Source organism: Streptomyces sp. NPDC001904 (assembly GCF_040297005.1).
Classification (GTDB): domain Bacteria; phylum Actinomycetota; class Actinomycetes; order Streptomycetales; family Streptomycetaceae; genus Streptomyces.
The window spans coordinates 77,521-94,413 of the sequence record NZ_JBEOYI010000010.1 but is presented as its reverse complement, the minus strand read 5'-3'; the positions used below and the strand labels follow the sequence as shown (position 1 = coordinate 94,413).

The 16,893-nt window shown below is 73.2% G+C and carries 14 protein-coding genes; 6 read left to right on the top strand and 8 right to left on the bottom strand.

The genetic code is table 11. The features are described 5' to 3' along the window. Nucleotides 1-271 precede the first annotated feature (271 nt). The gene (locus ABT127_RS18520; protein WP_351450797.1) at nt 272-1,672 is read left to right on the top strand and encodes an MFS transporter; all 1,401 of its coding nucleotides are present in this window, start codon (nt 272-274) and stop codon (nt 1,670-1,672) included. Nucleotides 1,673-1,730: 58 nt separating this feature from the next. On the opposite strand, the gene ABT127_RS18515 is transcribed toward ABT127_RS18520, so the two are convergent. From ABT127_RS18515 to ABT127_RS18495, 5 genes are all read right to left on the bottom strand, one after another. Beyond that, nucleotides 1,731-3,668 carry a helix-turn-helix domain-containing protein gene (locus ABT127_RS18515; protein ID WP_351450794.1) on the bottom strand — a complete coding sequence of 646 codons (1,938 nt, stop codon included), beginning with the start codon at nt 3,666-3,668 and terminating at the stop codon, nt 1,731-1,733. 133 nt (nt 3,669-3,801) lie between these two features. After that, nucleotides 3,802-4,590, bottom strand: a complete 789-nt coding sequence (locus tag ABT127_RS18510) for a 3-hydroxybutyrate dehydrogenase (protein ID WP_351450791.1) — start codon at nt 4,588-4,590, stop codon at nt 3,802-3,804. Nucleotides 4,591-4,674: 84 nt separating this feature from the next. Beyond that, a complete protein-coding gene (locus tag ABT127_RS18505; RefSeq protein ID WP_351450788.1) occupies nt 4,675-5,160 on the bottom strand; it encodes an NUDIX hydrolase in 486 nt (161 codons plus the stop codon). Between the two features lie 10 nt (nt 5,161-5,170). Further along, entirely contained in the window at nt 5,171-6,805 is a 1,635-nt protein-coding gene (gene lnt, locus ABT127_RS18500) for an apolipoprotein N-acyltransferase (protein ID WP_351450786.1), read from the bottom strand. Nucleotides 6,806-7,119: 314 nt separating this feature from the next. Next, nucleotides 7,120-7,584, bottom strand: a complete 465-nt coding sequence (locus tag ABT127_RS18495) for a Crp/Fnr family transcriptional regulator (protein WP_351450783.1) — start codon at nt 7,582-7,584, stop codon at nt 7,120-7,122. A 356-nt stretch (nt 7,585-7,940) separates the two neighbouring features. Here ABT127_RS18495 and ABT127_RS18490 point away from each other — a divergent pair, with 356 nt between their 5' ends. The 3 genes from ABT127_RS18490 to ABT127_RS18480 all read left to right on the top strand — a co-directional run bounded on the left by ABT127_RS18490 (nt 7,941) and on the right by ABT127_RS18480 (nt 12,151). Then, the gene (locus ABT127_RS18490) at nt 7,941-8,804 is read left to right on the top strand and encodes a universal stress protein (protein WP_351450781.1); all 864 of its coding nucleotides are present in this window, start codon (nt 7,941-7,943) and stop codon (nt 8,802-8,804) included. A 73-nt stretch (nt 8,805-8,877) separates the two neighbouring features. Then, nucleotides 8,878-11,241, top strand: coding sequence for a phosphoketolase family protein (locus tag ABT127_RS18485; protein WP_351450778.1), 2,364 nt, complete (start codon nt 8,878-8,880; stop codon nt 11,239-11,241). A gap of 25 nt (nt 11,242-11,266) precedes the next feature. Continuing rightward, nucleotides 11,267-12,151: a universal stress protein gene (locus tag ABT127_RS18480; RefSeq protein WP_351450776.1), complete on the top strand. Its 885-nt coding sequence runs from the start codon at nt 11,267-11,269 to the stop codon at nt 12,149-12,151. A gap of 20 nt (nt 12,152-12,171) precedes the next feature. Here ABT127_RS18480 and ABT127_RS18475 read toward each other — a convergent pair whose 3' ends face one another. Next, nucleotides 12,172-12,489, bottom strand: coding sequence for an SHOCT domain-containing protein (locus tag ABT127_RS18475; RefSeq protein WP_351450773.1), 318 nt, complete (start codon nt 12,487-12,489; stop codon nt 12,172-12,174). 140 nt (nt 12,490-12,629) lie between these two features. Here ABT127_RS18475 and ABT127_RS18470 point away from each other — a divergent pair, with 140 nt between their 5' ends. After that, a complete protein-coding gene (locus tag ABT127_RS18470) occupies nt 12,630-14,219 on the top strand; it encodes an O-antigen ligase family protein (protein WP_351450771.1) in 1,590 nt (529 codons plus the stop codon). Nucleotides 14,220-14,243: 24 nt separating this feature from the next. On the opposite strand, the gene ABT127_RS18465 is transcribed toward ABT127_RS18470, so the two are convergent. Continuing rightward, entirely contained in the window at nt 14,244-14,807 is a 564-nt protein-coding gene (locus tag ABT127_RS18465; protein WP_351450768.1) for a hypothetical protein, read from the bottom strand. Nucleotides 14,808-14,883: 76 nt separating this feature from the next. Further along, nucleotides 14,884-15,666 carry a glutamate racemase gene (locus tag ABT127_RS18460; protein WP_351450766.1) on the bottom strand — a complete coding sequence of 261 codons (783 nt, stop codon included), beginning with the start codon at nt 15,664-15,666 and terminating at the stop codon, nt 14,884-14,886. Nucleotides 15,667-15,724: 58 nt separating this feature from the next. Here ABT127_RS18460 and ABT127_RS18455 point away from each other — a divergent pair, with 58 nt between their 5' ends. After that, nucleotides 15,725-16,891, top strand: coding sequence for a glycosyltransferase (locus ABT127_RS18455; protein WP_351450763.1), 1,167 nt, complete (start codon nt 15,725-15,727; stop codon nt 16,889-16,891). The last annotated feature ends 2 nt before the right edge of the window (nt 16,892-16,893 follow it).

Sequence of the window (16,893 nt, the reverse complement as noted above, 5' to 3'; positions counted from 1 at the left end):
GATGAGGGGTGCTGACGTGGGCCTTCAGGTCAGCACCAAACCAGCACGGGAGTCAGCACCCCTCCCCCAATCCCGCCCAATTGGGACACGCCTCGGCGGGGACAAGCACGCGACACTCAGGCCCGCCCGCCGCCCCCGCCCTGACGCAGAGCCCAGGACAACCACACCCAGCGCCAAAAGTATGGTGCCCCACCACATGTGCCGCTGACCTGCGGCTTCCTACCTTGTGCCATCACAGAGACGTCCCCGTCCCCGCCTGGAAGTGGTGCACATGGCCTCCGCAGCAACCGCTCCGCCGACTCCGACAACACCGAGCCACCTCAAGCGCATTGTCGCGGCGAGTCTGATCGGCACCACGATCGAGTGGTACGACTTCTTCCTCTACGGCTCCGCCGCCGCGCTCGTGTTCAACAAACTCTTCTTCCCCGACTCCGACCCGCTCGTCGGCACGCTGCTCTCCTTCCTCACGTACGCCGTCGGGTTCGCCGCCCGGCCGCTGGGCGCCCTGGTCTTCGGGCACTACGGCGACCGGCTCGGCCGCAAGAAGCTGCTGGTGATCAGCCTGCTGATGATGGGCGGCGCCACCTTCGCGATCGGACTGCTGCCCACGCACGCCACGGTCGGCTCGGCCGCGCCGGTGCTGCTGACCGCGCTCCGGCTCGTCCAGGGCTTCGCCCTCGGCGGCGAGTGGGGCGGCGCGGTCCTGCTGGTGTCCGAGCACGGGGACGCCGAGCGCCGCGGCTTCTGGGCGTCCTGGCCGCAGACCGGCGCGCCGGCCGGCCAACTCCTGGCCACCGGTGTGCTGTCGGCGCTGACCGCGCTGATGTCCGACGCCTCGTTCACCTCGTGGGGCTGGCGCATCCCGTTCCTGCTGTCGGGGTTGCTCGTCATGGTCGGGCTGTGGGTCCGTCTCTCCGTCGACGAATCGCCGGTGTTCAAGGCAGCGCTGGCCCGCGCCGAGGCCCGCAAGGCCGCCGACGCGGACACGGTGGAGAAGATGCCGCTCGTCGCGGTGCTGCGCCACCACTGGCGCGACGTCCTCGTCGCCATCGGAGCCCGCATGGCCGAGAACATCAGCTACTACGTCATCACCGCCTTCATCCTCGTGTACGCGGTCCAGGCGGCCGACGTCTCCAAGCAGACCGCGCTCAACGCCGTCCTCATCGCGTCCGCCGTCCACTTCGCGGTGATCCCGGCCTGGGGCGCCCTGTCGGACCGGATCGGCCGGCGGCCGGTGTACCTGCTGGGGGCCGCCGGGGTCGGCCTGTGGATGTTCCCGTTCTTCTCCCTGGTCGACACCGCCAGTTTCGGCAACCTGATCCTCGCGGTCACGGTCGGCCTGGTCCTGCACGGCGCCATGTACGCCCCGCAGGCCGCGTTCTTCTCCGAGATGTTCGCCACGCGGATGCGCTACTCCGGCGCCTCGATCGGTGCGCAGTTCGCCTCCGTCGCGGCCGGTGCGCCGGCCCCGCTGATCGCCACGGCGCTGCTCGACAGCTCCGGCGGGTCCACGCTGATCTCGCTGTACGTGATCGCCGCCGCGGTCATCACCCTGATCGCCGTCGCCGTCGCGAAGGAGACCCGCCACCGCGATCTCGCCGACGTCGACGGGACGGAGGAGGCCGAGTCGGTCGGGGCGCCCCGGCCGGCCGAGGCCTCGCACCGGGTCTGACGTGCCGGGCCCGCTGACCCCGTACACCCCTCCCCGTCCACGGGTCGGGCGTGCGGGGTCAGCGTATGTCCTGGCCCGACAGCCGGTGCAGCCGCAGCGCGAGCTGGATCTCCAGGGCGCGCTCGGGCGCCTGCCAGTCGGGGCCGAGCAGATGGCCGATCCGCTCCAGGCGCTGCGCCACCGTGTTCACATGGACGTGCAGGGCGTCCTTGGTGCGGGCGGGGCTCGATCCGGCCGCGAAGTAGGCGTCGAGGGTGCGGACCAGATCGGTGCCTCTGCGTGCGTCGTAGGTGACGACCTCGCCGATGGTGCGGGTCACGAAGCCGGGGATGTCCCGGCTGTCGGCGAGCAGCAGTCCCAGGAATCCGAAGTCCTCGGCCGCCGCGCCGTCCCCGGCCCGGCCCAGGACCCGGAGCGCGTCGAGGCAGCGTCGCGCCTCCGCGCAGGCGACGGCGGTCGTCTCGGTGCGGGTGGCCAGCCGGTCGACCGGGGAGGAGGCGCCGACCGTGACCGTCTCGTGGATCGCCGCGGAGAGCCGCTTGGCGACCAGGGAGGCGAGTGCGGAGGCCGTGTCGTTCGCGGCCAGCGGGAGCAGCAGCACCGTGCCACCGTCCCGCGCGGCGGCCAGTCCGTGCCGGGTCGCCGCGAGATGCCCGGCGGCGGCCCCGAGCCGGCGACGCGCGGCCGCCTCCTCCTCGGCGTCGTCCGCGACGGTCTCCAGGCGGGCCACGAGCACCACATGGGTGGCGTCCAGGTCGGCGTCGAGCCGGGACGCCCGCTCGCGCAGCAGGCGCGGGTCACGGTCGCGGGCGTCGAGCAGGTCGTCCAACAGCTCGCCGCGGACCCGCTGTTCGGCCTCGGACGCGGAGCGCCGGGCGAGCAGCAGCAGCGAGGTGACCATGGCGGCGCGCTCCAGGGTGCGCTGGTCCACCGGGTCGAGTCCAGGATGACCGCGCAGCACGAGGGCACCGAGCAGCTCACCGCCGGCGGCGACGGCCGCGACCCAGTCCTGGCCCCGGCGCACCGCGTGTCCTTCGGCGCGGGACGCCTCGAGCGCCTCCGCGGGGGCGGCCTCGGCGTCCGTGAACTCCACGGTCCCGTCCAGGACCTGGGAGACGGCGGCCGCCACGTCGTGCACGCCGCCGCCGCGCAGCACCAGCTCGGCGAGCCGGTCGTGCACGTCCGAGGCGCGCTCGATGACTCCGCTGCGGTCGCGGATGATCTCGTTGGCCCGCTCGAGGCCGGCCAGTGCCTCGCGGGTCTCGGTGAGCAGGTTGGCCGCGTCGATGGCCGCGGCGGCGAGCGCCGCGAAGGAGCCGAGCAGCGCGATCTCCTCGCGCGCGAAGACCCGGGTCCTGCGGTCGGACGCGAACAGCACGCCGATCACCTGGGAGCCGAGCATCAGCGGCACTCCGAGGATGGCCTGGAGCCCTTCGTCCCCGACGCCGGCGTCGATGGTGCTGGTGTGCTGGAACCGGACGTCCTGCGCGTAGTTGTCCGTCACGTACGGGCGGGCGGTCTGCGCGACGAGCCCGCCGAGTCCCTCGCCCATGCCGAGCCGCAGCTGCTGGAAGCGGGCGGCGACCGAGCCCTCGGTGACGCGCATGCAGGTGTCGCCCCTGACCGGGTCGTTCAGCGTCAGGTACGCGACGTCCGTGCGCAGCAGCGACCTGGCGCGCTGCACGATGGCTTGCAGGACGGCGTCGAGGTCGCGCAGACCGGCCAGGTCGTGCGCGGTCTCGAACAGCGCGGACAGCTCGGCCTCGCGGCGCCGTCTGCCCTCCATCTCCTCGCGCACCCCGAGCGCGAGCCGCTTGGCTGCCTCCAGGGCCGCGATCCGGGCGGCCGGAGCGCCGTCGGCGCGTGCGAGCAGCACGGGCTGCTCGTAGGCGTCGGCTGACGCGCCCCGGGCGAGCAGCTCCAGGAACGGGGCCTGCGGGTCCCCCGCGTCCAGCGGGTCGGCGGCCGCGGCCGATGGTGGTTGAGGGTGCGACATGCTCAACAGGATTACCCGTCGTACGGCCGGCCCCGCCAGCCCTGTGGACAACTCGAACGATCACAGAACTGCGGTCACTCGACGGAGTGACCGCAGAAGCCGTGAATGATGGGAAAATTGCGGAATCACCGCATTAATGAGCGGTCCAGCCGCCGTCGAGGACCAGCGACGTCCCGGTCATGAACGACGCCTGCGGCGAGCACAGATGGGCGACCGCCTCGGCGACCTCCTCCGGTTCGATGAGCCGCTTGAGGGCGCTGTCCCGCAGCATCACCTGGGTGAGCACCTGTTCCTCGGGGATGTCGTGTGCGATGGCCTGGTCGGCGATCTGCCGTTCGACGAGCGGGGTCCGCACATAGCTCGGGTTCACGCAGTTCGAGGTGACACCGTGCGCGGCGCCCTCCAGGGCGACCGTCTTCGACAGCCCTTCGAGCCCGTGCTTGGCGGTGACGTAGGCCGACTTGTAGGCAGAGGCGCGCAGCCCGTGCACCGACGACACGTTCACGATGCGGCCCCAGTTCTGGCCGTACATGTGCGGCAGCGCGCCGCGGATCAGCCGGAACGGGGCCTCCACCATGAGGGTCAGCACGGTGTGGAAGACGTCGGGCGGGAATTCCTCGACGGGGCGCACCAGCTGGATGCCCGCGTTGTTGACGAGGACGTCGGTGCCGGCCGCCGCGGCCTCGGCGGCGTCGAGGTCGGTCAGGTCCAGGACGCACGGTTCGATCCCTGGGGCCTCGTCGGCGAGCGCGTCGAGTCCGGCGGCGTCCCGGTCCACCGCCCGTACCTTGGCGCCCGCGGCGGCGAGGCGCAGGGCGCAGGCCCGGCCGATGCCGCCGGCGGCGCCGGTGACGAGTGCGATGCGTCCGCCGAGGTCGAGGGGTACGGCGGAGGGGGCGATGGCAGGCGTGAGCGGGGTCATGGTCCGCACCCTAGGCAGTCACCCGGCACGCCCCGATGTGGCCCGAACCCACACTTCGCTGCTCGGCCATGGGCTCCGCCCACGTCAGGCAGCCGTGGCGCCGCCCTCGAACCACGTCGGCTCCTCCTGTGCGGCCTGCTTGATCCTGAAGGTGCCGTGCTCGTCCAGGGGCGGCAGCGCGTCCAGGTCGAACCAGCCGACCTCCAGCGACTCGTCGTCGTTGACCCGGGCCTCGCCACCGACGGCCCGGCAGCGGAAGGTGATGTCCATGAACTGGCACTGGTCGCCGTTGGGGTACGTGATCGGGCTCTTCAGGGCCTGTACGAGGACGACGCGCTCGGCGACGCACGCGATCCCGGTCTCCTCGAACACCTCGCGCGTGGCGACGTCAGCGGGCTGCTCACCCGGCTCGGCGATGCCGGCCGGCACGGCCCACCGGCCGGTGTCGGTGCGGCGCCCGAGCAGCACCCGCCCCCCGTCGTCGAAGACGACGGCGGTGACGCCGGGCAGGTAGAGGAGCTGGTGGCCCGCCGTGGCGCGGATGGCGCGGATGTATTCAGGGGTAGCCATGTCCGCGACCCTAACCGTTCGCCGGCTCGCCCTTCGATCGGGCCGCGGCGCCGCGTGCCCTGCGGGAGCGGACGACCGCCCAGGCCAGCCCGCCGACGCCGAGAGCCGTCAGCAACGCCTCGGGCCAGACGCCCGCGCGCGTGGCCAGGGTCTCGCTGGTCCGCCGGGGCACCTCGGCGAGCAGTGTGTCCGCCTCGAACATGCCGGTCTTCTGGGCGATGGACCCGTCGGGGCGGATGACGGCGCTGACGCCGCTCGTCACCGGGACCATCACGGCACGGCCGTGCTCCACCGCGCGGACCCGGTCCATGGCGAGCTGCTGGTAGGTCATCTGGCTGCGCTCGAACGTGGCGTTGTTGCTCGGCACGGACAGGATCTGGGCGCCCGCGACGACCTGGTCACGGACCACGTCGTCGAACGCCGCCTCGTAGCAGGTGACGTTGCCGACCTTGGTTCCCGACATGTCGAAGACGACGGCCTTGTCACCGGGAACGAAGTTGCCCGCCCGGTCGACGTCCTTGCTGAAGATCCTGAAGAAGCCGCGGTACGGCATGTACTCACCGAAGGGCTGCAGATGCCGCTTGTTGTACGTCGCTCCCGGACCGGTCTTCGGGTCCCAGAGGATCAGCTGGTTCCGCGCGTCACCGTTCTTGTCGGTGACGACGGCGCCCACGGAGATCGGGGCGCCGACCGCCTCGGCGGCCTTCTGGATCTCCTCGTAGGCGTCCATGTTCACGTACGGGTCGATGTCGGAGGAGTTCTCCGGCCACAGCACGAGGTCGGGCTTCTTCACCGTGCCCGCCTTGATCTTCGCGGCGAGCTTCATGGTCTCGCGCACGTGGTAGTCGAGCACGGCCCGCCGCTGGGCGTTGAAGTCGAGGCCCATGCGCGGCACGTTGCCCTGGATGAGCGCCACGCGCGCGCTTCCGGCCTCGGCGTCGTTCGACACGAGCGGCATGGCGGCCGCTCCGGCGATCACCGGTGCGACGGTGCAGACGGCCGCGGCGACGAGCCCGCGGTCGCGCAGCAGGCGGGCGCCGCTCCCGCCGCGCCTGACGCGGAGTGTGCGCAGGACGAGCCCGCCCAGACCGAAGCCGCAGAGCACCACGCCGAAGCCGAGGAGTGGGGTGCCGCCGAGCGAGGCGAGCGGCAGGAACACGCCGCTGGGCTGCCCGAAGGCGACCTTGCCCCAGGGGAACCCGCCGAACGGGAACCGGGCGCGCAGCGCCTCGTCCGCGATCCACACACCGCTCGCCCACAGCGGCCACCACGGCAGCCGCGACACATAGGCGATGCCCAGGCCGGCCAGCGCGAGGATCAGTGCCTCGGCGGCGGCGAGCGCCAGCCACGGCAGCGGGCCGACGTCCACACCCGTCCAGGACAGCAGCGGCACCAGATAGGCGAGCCCGAAGACGAGCCCGAGACCGAATCCGGCCCGCAGCCGCCGCCCGTGCACGGCGATGCCGAACAGAGCGAACGCGAGGGGCGCGAGCCACGGCAGTTCGCGGGGCGGGAAGGTGATGTACAGGACAAGTCCGGCGATCGCCGCGAGGACGACCGGAACGAACCGTCGCAGGCCGGAGCGGCGCGTGGACTGTGCGTCGGGCTCGTCGGACGGGGCGACGGGAGGTGCGGTGGCGGTCACCCGGGGAGTGTACGGCGCACACCTGTCCCACAGTCCGGCCGGGCTTCGGCTGCCCCCGGGACGGCGGCCCAGGCAGCTGCTGGTCCGACGCCATGCCGACGCGGCGGCCCGCGCCGACCAGCGTGCGGGGCGAGCCCGTCACCCCACGTCCCGTGGGGGGGGTGACCGGCTCCGGGCAACGGTGCCGCACCTGCCGCCGCGCCGGCCTCACGCACGATGTAAGCGGGACCGGGACCGCCGGCCGGTCCTCGGCGCGGAGTGACGGTGTCGCGCGTGCCCGCCCAGCGGCCGGTCACCCGGTACCGGGCACATCGTCATCGCGGGAACCCGCTGCCGTGCGGCGCGTACAGGTCCAGGAGGCGGATGCGGGCCGCCTGAAGCCGGTGGCTGAGCACCTCGCCGACCCAGTGGCCGACCCGGCGGCCCAGATCCGCGTCGGCGTCACACATGTCCCGCACCAGCTCCGCGTCGAACTCGTGGGCGCGCACCGGGCTCATCGTCTCCGCGCCGAGCTGCCACCGGTACGGCTCGAACAGCCAGGACCAGCCGACGAGTTCGCCGAATCCGAGCATCTCGATCACGGCGGGGCGGCGGCCCGGGACGTGCATGTCGAGGGCGACCGTGCCGGAGCGGATGATCCAGAACCGGTCGGCCCGGCCGCCCTCTTCGAACAGGCGGGCACCCTCGGGGAAGTTGACCTGGCGCGCCACGCCCATCAGGCGCCCCCGGTGTGCGGCGGGCAGCGCCTGCCCCATCCGCGGGGTGGTCTTCGTCATCATCGTCCTGCCTCCTTTGCGAGCACGTGACACCTGGCAACCGCCGTATATGTCAGGCGAGTTCGGCTGCCTCGCCCGGTCGGTTCAGGCCTGCGGAGCCGGACGCGATGCGGTACGCACCACTCCGCAGGGCCGGGGCGGACGTACGCACCGGTCACGGCGATACGTGCATGTGCTGCCCGGGCTGCCGTGAGCGGGCTCCTTCGCTCCCTGCCCACTGTCGTGCGCGCCCCGGCTCCGGCCCATGGGCCGAACGACCCGCGCAGCGGGACCGGTTCGCCCCTCCACCCGGCGCGCGCCCGGTGCCAGCGTGTGCACGACGGCCCCCGTCGGGGCCCGCCGGCGAGGAGGCGAGAACCGTGGAAGGTCCGCTGATCATCGGGGTCGACGGCTCGGAACCGAGCCTTCGGGCGCTGGACTGGGCGGTCGACGAGGCCGTTCGCCGCTCCGCTGCACTGCGGGTGCTGCACGCCTCCCGGTGGGGGTACTACGAGGGCCGCCGGTCGTCGTCCGACACGGATCGCGGCGCCGCACAGCGGAACGCGGAGCGCATCGCCGCGCAGGCCGTCGAACGGGCCGGCAAGCGCGCCCCCGAGCTCGACGTCACCGCGGAGGTGGTGCCGCACGATCCGGCCACCGCACTGATCGAGGCGTCGCACGACGCGAGTGTGCTGGTGGTCGGCAGCCGGGGGCACGGCACGTTCGGCGGGCTGCTGCTGGGCGGGGTCGGCCTGACCGTGGCCGCGCACGCCCAGTGCCCGGCCGTCGTAGTCCGGGGCCACGACAGGACCGTGCGGGGCGATTGCGGCCAGGTCGCCCTCGGCATCGGCGACCCCGAACGGGCTTCCACGGCAACGGAGTTCGCGTTCCGGGCCGCCGAGCTGCGCAGGGCGCGACTCGTCGCGCTGCGCGCCTGGCGCTGTCCCGCGCATGAGCTGCCCGACGTCCCGACGGACGACCGCGAGGCCCACGTGGTGCACGCGGAGAACGAGCTGGCGGCCGCACTGCACGACCCCGCCGAGCGGTACACCTCGGTGCCGGTGCACGCCGTGCAGCAGGAGGGGCTCGCCCGCGACGTCCTGGTGTCGGCGTCGGACGCGTCCGACCTGCTGGTGGTCGGCGCCCGGCGGCGCAGGAGCGGATTCGGGCTGCAGCTCGGCCCGGTCGGCCATGCCGTGCTGCACCACTCCGCGTGCCCGGTCGCAGTCGTCCCGCACGACTGACCGGCCCGGTCCGGGACACCCGGCACCGCAGCCCTCACGACCCTGTCCCCGAGACCCTTTCCGGAGGATCCCGATGGCGAAGGACCCGACGAAGCATCAGCTGGCCGCGCTCGACGCGCACTGGCGCGCCGCCAACTACCTGGCGGTGGGACAGATCTACCTGCTCGACAATCCCCTGCTCACCCGGCCGCTGGCGCCCGAACACATCAAGCCGCGCCTCCTCGGCCATTGGGGCACCTCGCCCGGCCTCAACCTCGTGCACACCCACGTGAACCGTGCCGTCAAGGCACGTGACCTGGACGCCCTGTGCGTGTGGGGCCCGGGCCACGGCGGCCCCGCGGTGCTCGCCAACTCGTGGCTGGACGGCAGTTACACCGAGGTGTACCCGGACGTCACGCGGGACGCCTCCGGAATGAGGCGGCTGTTCCGGCAGTTCTCCTTCCCCGGCGGCGTACCGAGTCATGTCGCGCCCGAGACCCCCGGCTCGATCCACGAGGGCGGCGAACTGGGCTACTCCCTGGCCCATGCCTACGGCGCGGCCTTCGACCATCCGGAGCTGCTGGTGCCGTGCGTGGTCGGCGACGGCGAGGCCGAGACGGGTCCGCTCGCCGCGTCCTGGCACTCCACCAAGTTCATCGACCCGGTGCACGACGGCGCGGTCCTGCCGATCCTCCATCTCAACGGATACAAGATCGGCAATCCGACCGTGCTGGCCCGGCTGCCCGAGTCCGAACTCGACGACCTGCTGCGCGGATACGGCCATGAGCCCGTCCATGTCACGGGACGCGAACCCATGCGTGTGCACCGGGAGTTGGCGCAGGCCCTCGACCGCTGTCTGGACCGGATCGCACAGATCCAGCACGAGGCCCGCACGGCGGGGAGCACCGCGCGCCCGCGCTGGCCGGTGATCGTGCTGCGCACCCCGAAGGGCTGGACGGGCCCGCGGACGGTGGACGGCGAACCCGTGGAGGACACCTGGCGCTCGCACCAGGTGCCGCTCGCGAACGTGCGCGAGAACCCCGAGCACCTGGCTCAGTTGGAGAAGTGGCTGCGCTCGTACCGGCCCGAGGAACTCTTCGACACGCAGGGCCGGCCCACTCCCCCGGTCCTGGAACACGTGCCCGCGGGCACCCGCCGCATGGGCGCGAACCCGCGGGCCAACGGCGGCCTGCTGACCAGGCGGTTACCGGTCGCCCCGCTCGAACGCTTCGCCGTCCCCGTCGACAAGCCGGGCGCCACGCTCCACGAGCCGACCCGCGTCCTCGGTGATCTCCTCGCCCAGGTCCTGCGGGACACCGCCCAGCGCCGTGACTTCCGGGTGGTCGGCCCGGACGAGACCGCCTCCAACCGGCTCCAGGCCCTGTTCGACGCGACGGGGAAGGCGTGGCAGGCCGGGACCAGGCCGACCGACGAGCACCTGGCGAGGGACGGCCGTGTCATGGAGGTGCTGTCGGAACACCTGTGCCAGGGCTGGCTGGAGGGGTATCTCCTCACCGGACGGCACGGCCTGTTCTCCTGCTACGAGGCGTTCGTGCACATCGTCGACTCGATGGTGAACCAGCACATCAAGTGGCTCACGACAGCACGTCGGCTCGCCTGGCGGCACCCCGTGCCCTCGCTGAACTATCTGCTCACCTCACACGTGTGGCGGCAGGATCACAACGGCTTCTCGCACCAGGACCCCGGTTTCGTCGACCACATCCTCAACAAGAGTCCCGATGTCGTCCGGGTGTATCTGCCGCCGGACGCCAACACCCTGCTGTCCGTCGCCGAGCACGTCCTGCACAGCCGTGACTACGTCAATGTGATCGTCGCCGGGAAGCAGCCGTGCTTCGACTGGCTCTCCCTGGACGAGGCCCGCGCCCACTGCGCGCGCGGAGCCGGGATCTGGGAATGGGCGGGCACGGAGAACGGTTCCGGGGAGCCGGATGTCGTCCTCGCCTGTGCGGGGGACGTCCCCGCCCAGGAGGTCCTCGCCGCGGCCTCCCTGCTGCGCCGGTACCTGCCGGAGCTGACGGTCCGTGTGGTCAACGTCGTCGACATGACCCGGCTGATGCCGCACGACGCACACCCGCACGGCATGGCCGACTTCGAGTACGACGCCCTGTTCACCCCCGACAAGCCCGTCATCTTCGCGTATCACGGTTATCCCTGGCTGATCCACCGGCTCTCCTACCGTCGCGCGGGCCACGCGCGGCTCCACGTGCGCGGATACAAGGAGTCGGGCACGACGACCACGCCGTTCGACATGGTCGTGCGCAACGATCTCGACCGGTTCCGCCTCGTCATGGACGTCATCGACCGGGTGCCCGGCCTCGCCGTCCGCGCGGCGGGGGTCCGCCAGGAGATGGCCGACGCGCGGACCCGGCATCACACCTGGATCCGCGAGCACGGCACCGATCTGCCCGACGTGGCGGCCTGGTCCTGGACCGGCTGACCCGTATCCCGAGGAGGTCCGCCCCATGTCATCCCTGTCCGCCCGCCCGATCACCGCCGGCATCGACGGCTCCCCCGAGAGCCGGGACGCCGCCGACTGGGCCGCCCGCGAAGCCGTACGGCACGGTCTGCCGCTGTGCCTGCTGCACGCGGGTCCCGGCGCGGCCGGTCCGTCCGGGCTGCCGGAACTGGACGCCCCGGCCGAGCGGGCGGCCGCGGCCCTGCACGATCTGCCCCGCCAGCTCTCCTACGCGCATCCGGCGCTGGAGATCCGGTTCGGGCACACCGAAGGGGCGGCGGTGCCCGTACTGCTCGACGCGGCCACCACATCGACGATGCTGGTGCTCGGCTCCCGCGGCCTGTCCGGATTCACCGGTTTCCTGGTCGGCTCGGTGGCCGCCGCCGTCTGTGCCCGTGCCACCGGCCCGGTCGCCCTGGTCAGGGCCGGACAACGCCCCGAGGACGAACGCACGGGGCCGGTCCCGGCGCCCTACCGTCCCGTGCTGGCCGGCCTCGACCTCGCGCACCCGGGCGACGAGTTGCTCACCCATGCCTTCGAAGCCGCGACGGTGCGCGGCCTGGATCTCCAGGTGCTGCACGCCTGGACCCTCCCGGCGCTGCACGGCTACGCGCCCGGGACCACACCGCCCGGTGACGCCGCGGGGGCCGAGACCGAACGGGTCAAGAAGCTGCACGCGACGTTGCGGCCGTGGCGGCACAAGTTCCCCGAGATTCAGGTCACGGAGCGGCTGGAGTACGGCCACCCGGCCCACCATCTGCTCATGGCGGCGGAGACCGCGGGGCTCGTGCTCGTCGGGCGCCGGACGACGGCCGGCGCCCGCCTGGGCCACGTCGCGCACACCCTGATCCACCGCACGGCGTGCCCGGTGCTGCTGGTGCCGCACGACTGAGGAGGCCCTGTACTCCCGCGTCATCGCTTCCGCAGCCGGTCGCCCTCGCCTGCGGCATCGGTGACGGACCCGGCGTGCCGGGCGGCCAGCACGGCGCGCCGGCGCCCGTACTCGTCCTCGTCGATGTCGCCGCGGGCGAACCGTTCGTCGAGGATCGTCTCCGGTGCGGCCGCCCGTGGCGGGGCGGTCCGCTCCGGGCGGGACATCGCCCGGAAGGAGAGTACGGCGATCACGCCCACGAGCAGCCAGAACAGCAGCATCCCCGCCGACATGGCGAACCAGACCCACCCTCCTGCGTCGTGCTCGTTCCAGAACATCACGGTCGCTTCCTCCCTCACGGGCCCAGAGCACGGGAGACCCGGCGCCCCGCGGTACCTGCGCCTCGCTTCCACGGTGGCCCCGAACCCCGGCCCCGTCATGGGCCGAAGGGGCCAACGCTGCGTGCCGGACAGCGCGCCCGATCGGCTGTAGTGCGCCGATGACAACGACGCCAAGGACCTCCGCCATCGGCCCCGACTTCACCATCCCCGTCGAGAAGCGGTACTTCGAGGACTGCGTCCCCGGTGCGACCTACCGGTACGGCAGCATCGCCGGCCTGGCCCCGCCCGGCATCGACACGCTGCGCTGGACCCGCCCGGTCCGTCCCGGGGACCGACTGTCGATCCGTACGACGGTCCGCGCGGCGCGGCTTTCCCGTACCAAGCCAGACCGCGGCATCGTGCACACCGACGTCGAGGTGCTCAATCAGCACGACGACACCGTCCTCACGCTCACCGCGCTGAACCTGCTGCGCAGCCGCGACGCCGGCCGACCCGCGCCGCAGGAGCGGCGGAACCACGCCAGGAACGTTCCTGCGCAACTGCGGCCCACAACGCCGCACCAGCCGTTACCGTGTGCGCGAGTCCCCGACGCGGTGCCGGATCCGGCCATGTCGTGCGGGGCCCGTCTCAGTCGGGGGGCGACGGGGTTGGGATCGACGGGGTGGTCGACGGGTGCCGGGCCGGAAGTGGACCGGCGACGGCACGGCGGGTCGGACGTCGTGGGCATCGTCGTGCTCGGCGGCTGCGCGGCATGGTCGATGATCACGGCGACCGCGCGGGCGGGCCGCCCCGAAGGGGTGTTGCTCGCGGTGCTGGCCGTCGCCGCGGGGTACGCGGGCGGACGGATCGCCGGCGGGCTCGCCCCGGTCGCCACGTCCTGCGCGGTCGGGGCCGGCGGTCTGTGCCTGGCCCTCGCCGCCCCGCAGGCGGTGCCCGCCCCGAACACCTCGACACCGCTGGGCGGCGCAGGGGCGACGGCCGCACTGCTCGTGCTGTCGACGGGCGCCCTGGCCTGCGCGGCCTGGGCGGCGCGGACCCGGCACCTGCGCGTCACGCTGCACCTGCTGTCCGCCGGCACCGTCGTGCTGGGGGCGGTGGCCGGATCCGGGGTCGGAGCGGCGGCGAGCTGCGGCGTCGTGCTGTGCACGCTCGCCGCGGCCGGGCTCCGGCACCGGGCGGGAGCGCTCGCGGGGCTCGGCGTCGGCACGGCCGCGGTGGCGGGGCTCGGCCTCGCGCTGGCCGGCGGCGCCCTGCCGTCGGGAGCGGCCTCGTTCCTGGGGGGCGAGCTGCCCGAGGGCCGCGTCCGGCTGTGGCACCGGGCACTGGACCTGGCCGCGTCCGATCCGGTGCTCGGGGCGGGACCGGGCCGGTTCGAGGAGTTCGGCCCCGTGACCACCGTGTCCGCCGCGTCCGCCGGATCTCCGGCACCGGACGCCCGGCCGCACTCGGCGGTGCTGCAGGTCGCGGCGGAACAGGGCTTCATCGGGCTCGCGCTGCTCACGGCCGCGTACTGCTGGCTGCTGTACGTGCTGTGGCGCTCGACCCGTCCCACACCGGTGGTGCTCACGGCGGGTGCGGCCCTGACGGCGGTGGCGGTGCTGGCGACGGTGGGCAACGCGCTCAGTTTCACGGCCGTGACGGCGGGCGCGGGGCTGCTCGCGGGGATCGCCACCGCCATGCCGCTCGGCGACGAACCACCGGACGACGACGCGGCCGCCCCGGAACCTGTCCGGGACGGCCGCGGCTGATCGGTCGTCGGGCGAGCGGGGCGGTCAGGCCACCGGCCGCGCGGGGGTCGGCTTCAGCCGGTCGCGGATGTGGCGCACCGCGCTCTCCGCGTCGTCGACGGTCACCGTGAATTTGCGGCCGTCACCGAGGCTGAGCACCACGCCCTCGCCGCGCCGCACGACGACGGCCGTGCCGATCTCGGGACGCCAGCGGTAGCCCCAGCCGCCCCACTGGCGCGGGGTGACGCGCGGCGCGAAGTCGGCGCCGACGACGTGGGCGAGCGGGATCCGGCGGCGCGGCAGCCCGACGTGGCCGCAGCGCACCTCGAGGTGGTCCTTGTCGACCTTTACCGCGACGTGCAGGAAGGCGAGGGTGCCGAAGAGCACGAGCAGGCCGACGGCGATCAGCCCGACCACGGACATCGCCAGCGCGGCGATCCCGGTGGCCCAGGAGCTGTCCACGGCGAGCTCGATGCCGAGGGCCAGGCAGGCGAAGCCGCCCAGGGCCAGCAGCCACTGCACACGGTTGTGCGCGCGACCGGTCCAGATCTCGGTCACCCGGTCGGACGTGCGTCGCCCGGGGGATGCGTCGGCGGCGTCTTTCGTCATGCGTTCGAGACTACTCATGTTCCGCCGCCGGGGCACCGCCTCGCGGAGAGTCACTGCTCCGGACCGGTGCCTGCGGTCACCCTGCGTGGCTCACGGCCTGCAGCGCCCGGCCCTCGGCGTACGTGAGCGCCGCCTGCGGAAGCGTTTCCTCGCGACCGCTGAGGAGGACGGTGAGTCCGCGGTGCCCGGTCTTCGCACGGGCCGCGTCGCCGGCCCGGCGCAGCGCCTGCGCGGCGACGGCGCCCGCGCTGCCGAGCAGGGTGAGCGGCTCGGCGCCGGGCTGCTGCAGCGCGGCGCGGATACGCTCCGCCACCAGCTCGTAGTGGGTGCAGCCGAGGACGACGGTCCGCACGTCACGCGGGGTGAGCGCGGCGGCGGCCGCCACGGTCCGGTCGATGGCCTCCTCGTCGGCCCACTGCACGGCGTCGGCGAGTCCGGGGCAGGGCACCTCGGTGACCTCGACACCGGCGGCGAAGTCGTGGATCAGTCCGCGCTGGTACGGGCTGCCGGTCGTGGCCGGCGTGGCCCAGATCGCGACGGGACCGCCACCCGCCGCCGCGGGCTTGATCGCGGGGACGGTGCCGATGACGGGGATCTCCGGCTCCAGGCGCGCCCGGACCGCGGGCAGGGCGTGCACGGACGCCGTGTTGCAGGCGATGATCAGGGCGTCGGGACGGTGCGCGGCGGCGGCCTCGCAGACGGCCAGCGCCCGCTCGGTGACGTCCTGCGGGGTACGCGGGCCCCAGGGCATGCCGTCCGGGTCCGAGGAGAGCACGAGATCGGCGTCGGGCCGCAGGCTCCGTACCGCGGCGGCGGCCGCGAGCAGTCCGATTCCCGAGTCCATGAGCGCGATCTTCACCCGGAAACCATAGACGATCGGTCCGACAGAACAGCGCGGGTGGGGCAGACTGCGGCGGATGGACGTCGTTGTGTGGATCACCGCGGCCGCACTCGCCGCATGGCTGTGGCTGCTGCTGTGCCAGGGGTTCTTCTGGCGCACCGATCTGCGGCTGCCGCCGCGCACGGATCCGGTGCGATGGCCGGACGTCTGCGTGGTGGTCCCGGCCCGGGACGAGGCGGAGGTGCTGCCCGAGAGCCTGCCCTCCCTGCTCGCCCAGGAGTATCCGGGGCACGCGGAGATCTTCCTGATCGACGACGGCAGTTCGGACGGCACCGGCGCCCTGGCCCGCGCGCTCTCCGACCGGCACGGCGGGCTCCCGCTGACGGTCGACTCCCCCGGCGAGCCGCCCGCGGGCTGGACCGGGAAGCTGTGGGCCGTGCGGCACGGCATCGCGCTGGCACGCGCGCGCGGCCCGGAGTTCCTGCTCCTGACCGACGCGGACATCGCTCATGAGCCGGAGAGCCTGCGGGAGTTGGTGGCGGCGGCCCGCACGGGCGGCTTCGACCTGGTGTCGCAGATGGCCAGGCTGCGGGTGGCGAGCGGGTGGGAGCGGCTGGTCGTCCCGGCGTTCGTGTACTTCTTCGCCCAGCTGTACCCGTTCCGCAGGATCGCCGATCAGGGGTCGCGCACGGCCGCGGCGGCGGGCGGCTGCGTCCTGCTGAGCACCGAGGCGGCCGAACGGGCCCGGATCCCGGACGCCATCCGGCAGGCGGTCATCGACGACGTGTCGCTCGCGCGGGCCGTGAAATGCTCCGGCGGCCACATCTGGCTCGGCCTCGCCGAGCACGTGGACAGCGTGCGCCCCTATCCGCGTCTGACGGACCTGTGGCGCATGGTGTCGCGCAGCGCGTACGCGCAACTGCGGCACAACCCCCTGGTGCTGCTCGGGACCGTGCTCGGACTCGCGCTGGTCTATCTGGTGCCGCCCGCCGCCGTGTTCTTCGGGCTGGTCGCCCGGAACGGCCCGGTGGCGCTGCTCGGCGGCATCGCGTGGGCGGTGATGACGGCGACGTACGTCCCGATGCTGCGCTACTACCGGCAGACCCTGTGGCTGGCCCCCCTGCTGCCCTTCACCGCGTTCCTGTACCTCCTGATGACGGTGGACTCCGCGGTGCAGCACTACCGGGGGCGCGGCGCGGCCTGGAAGGGCCGGACCTACGCCCGTCCGGACGCCACGTCCTGACC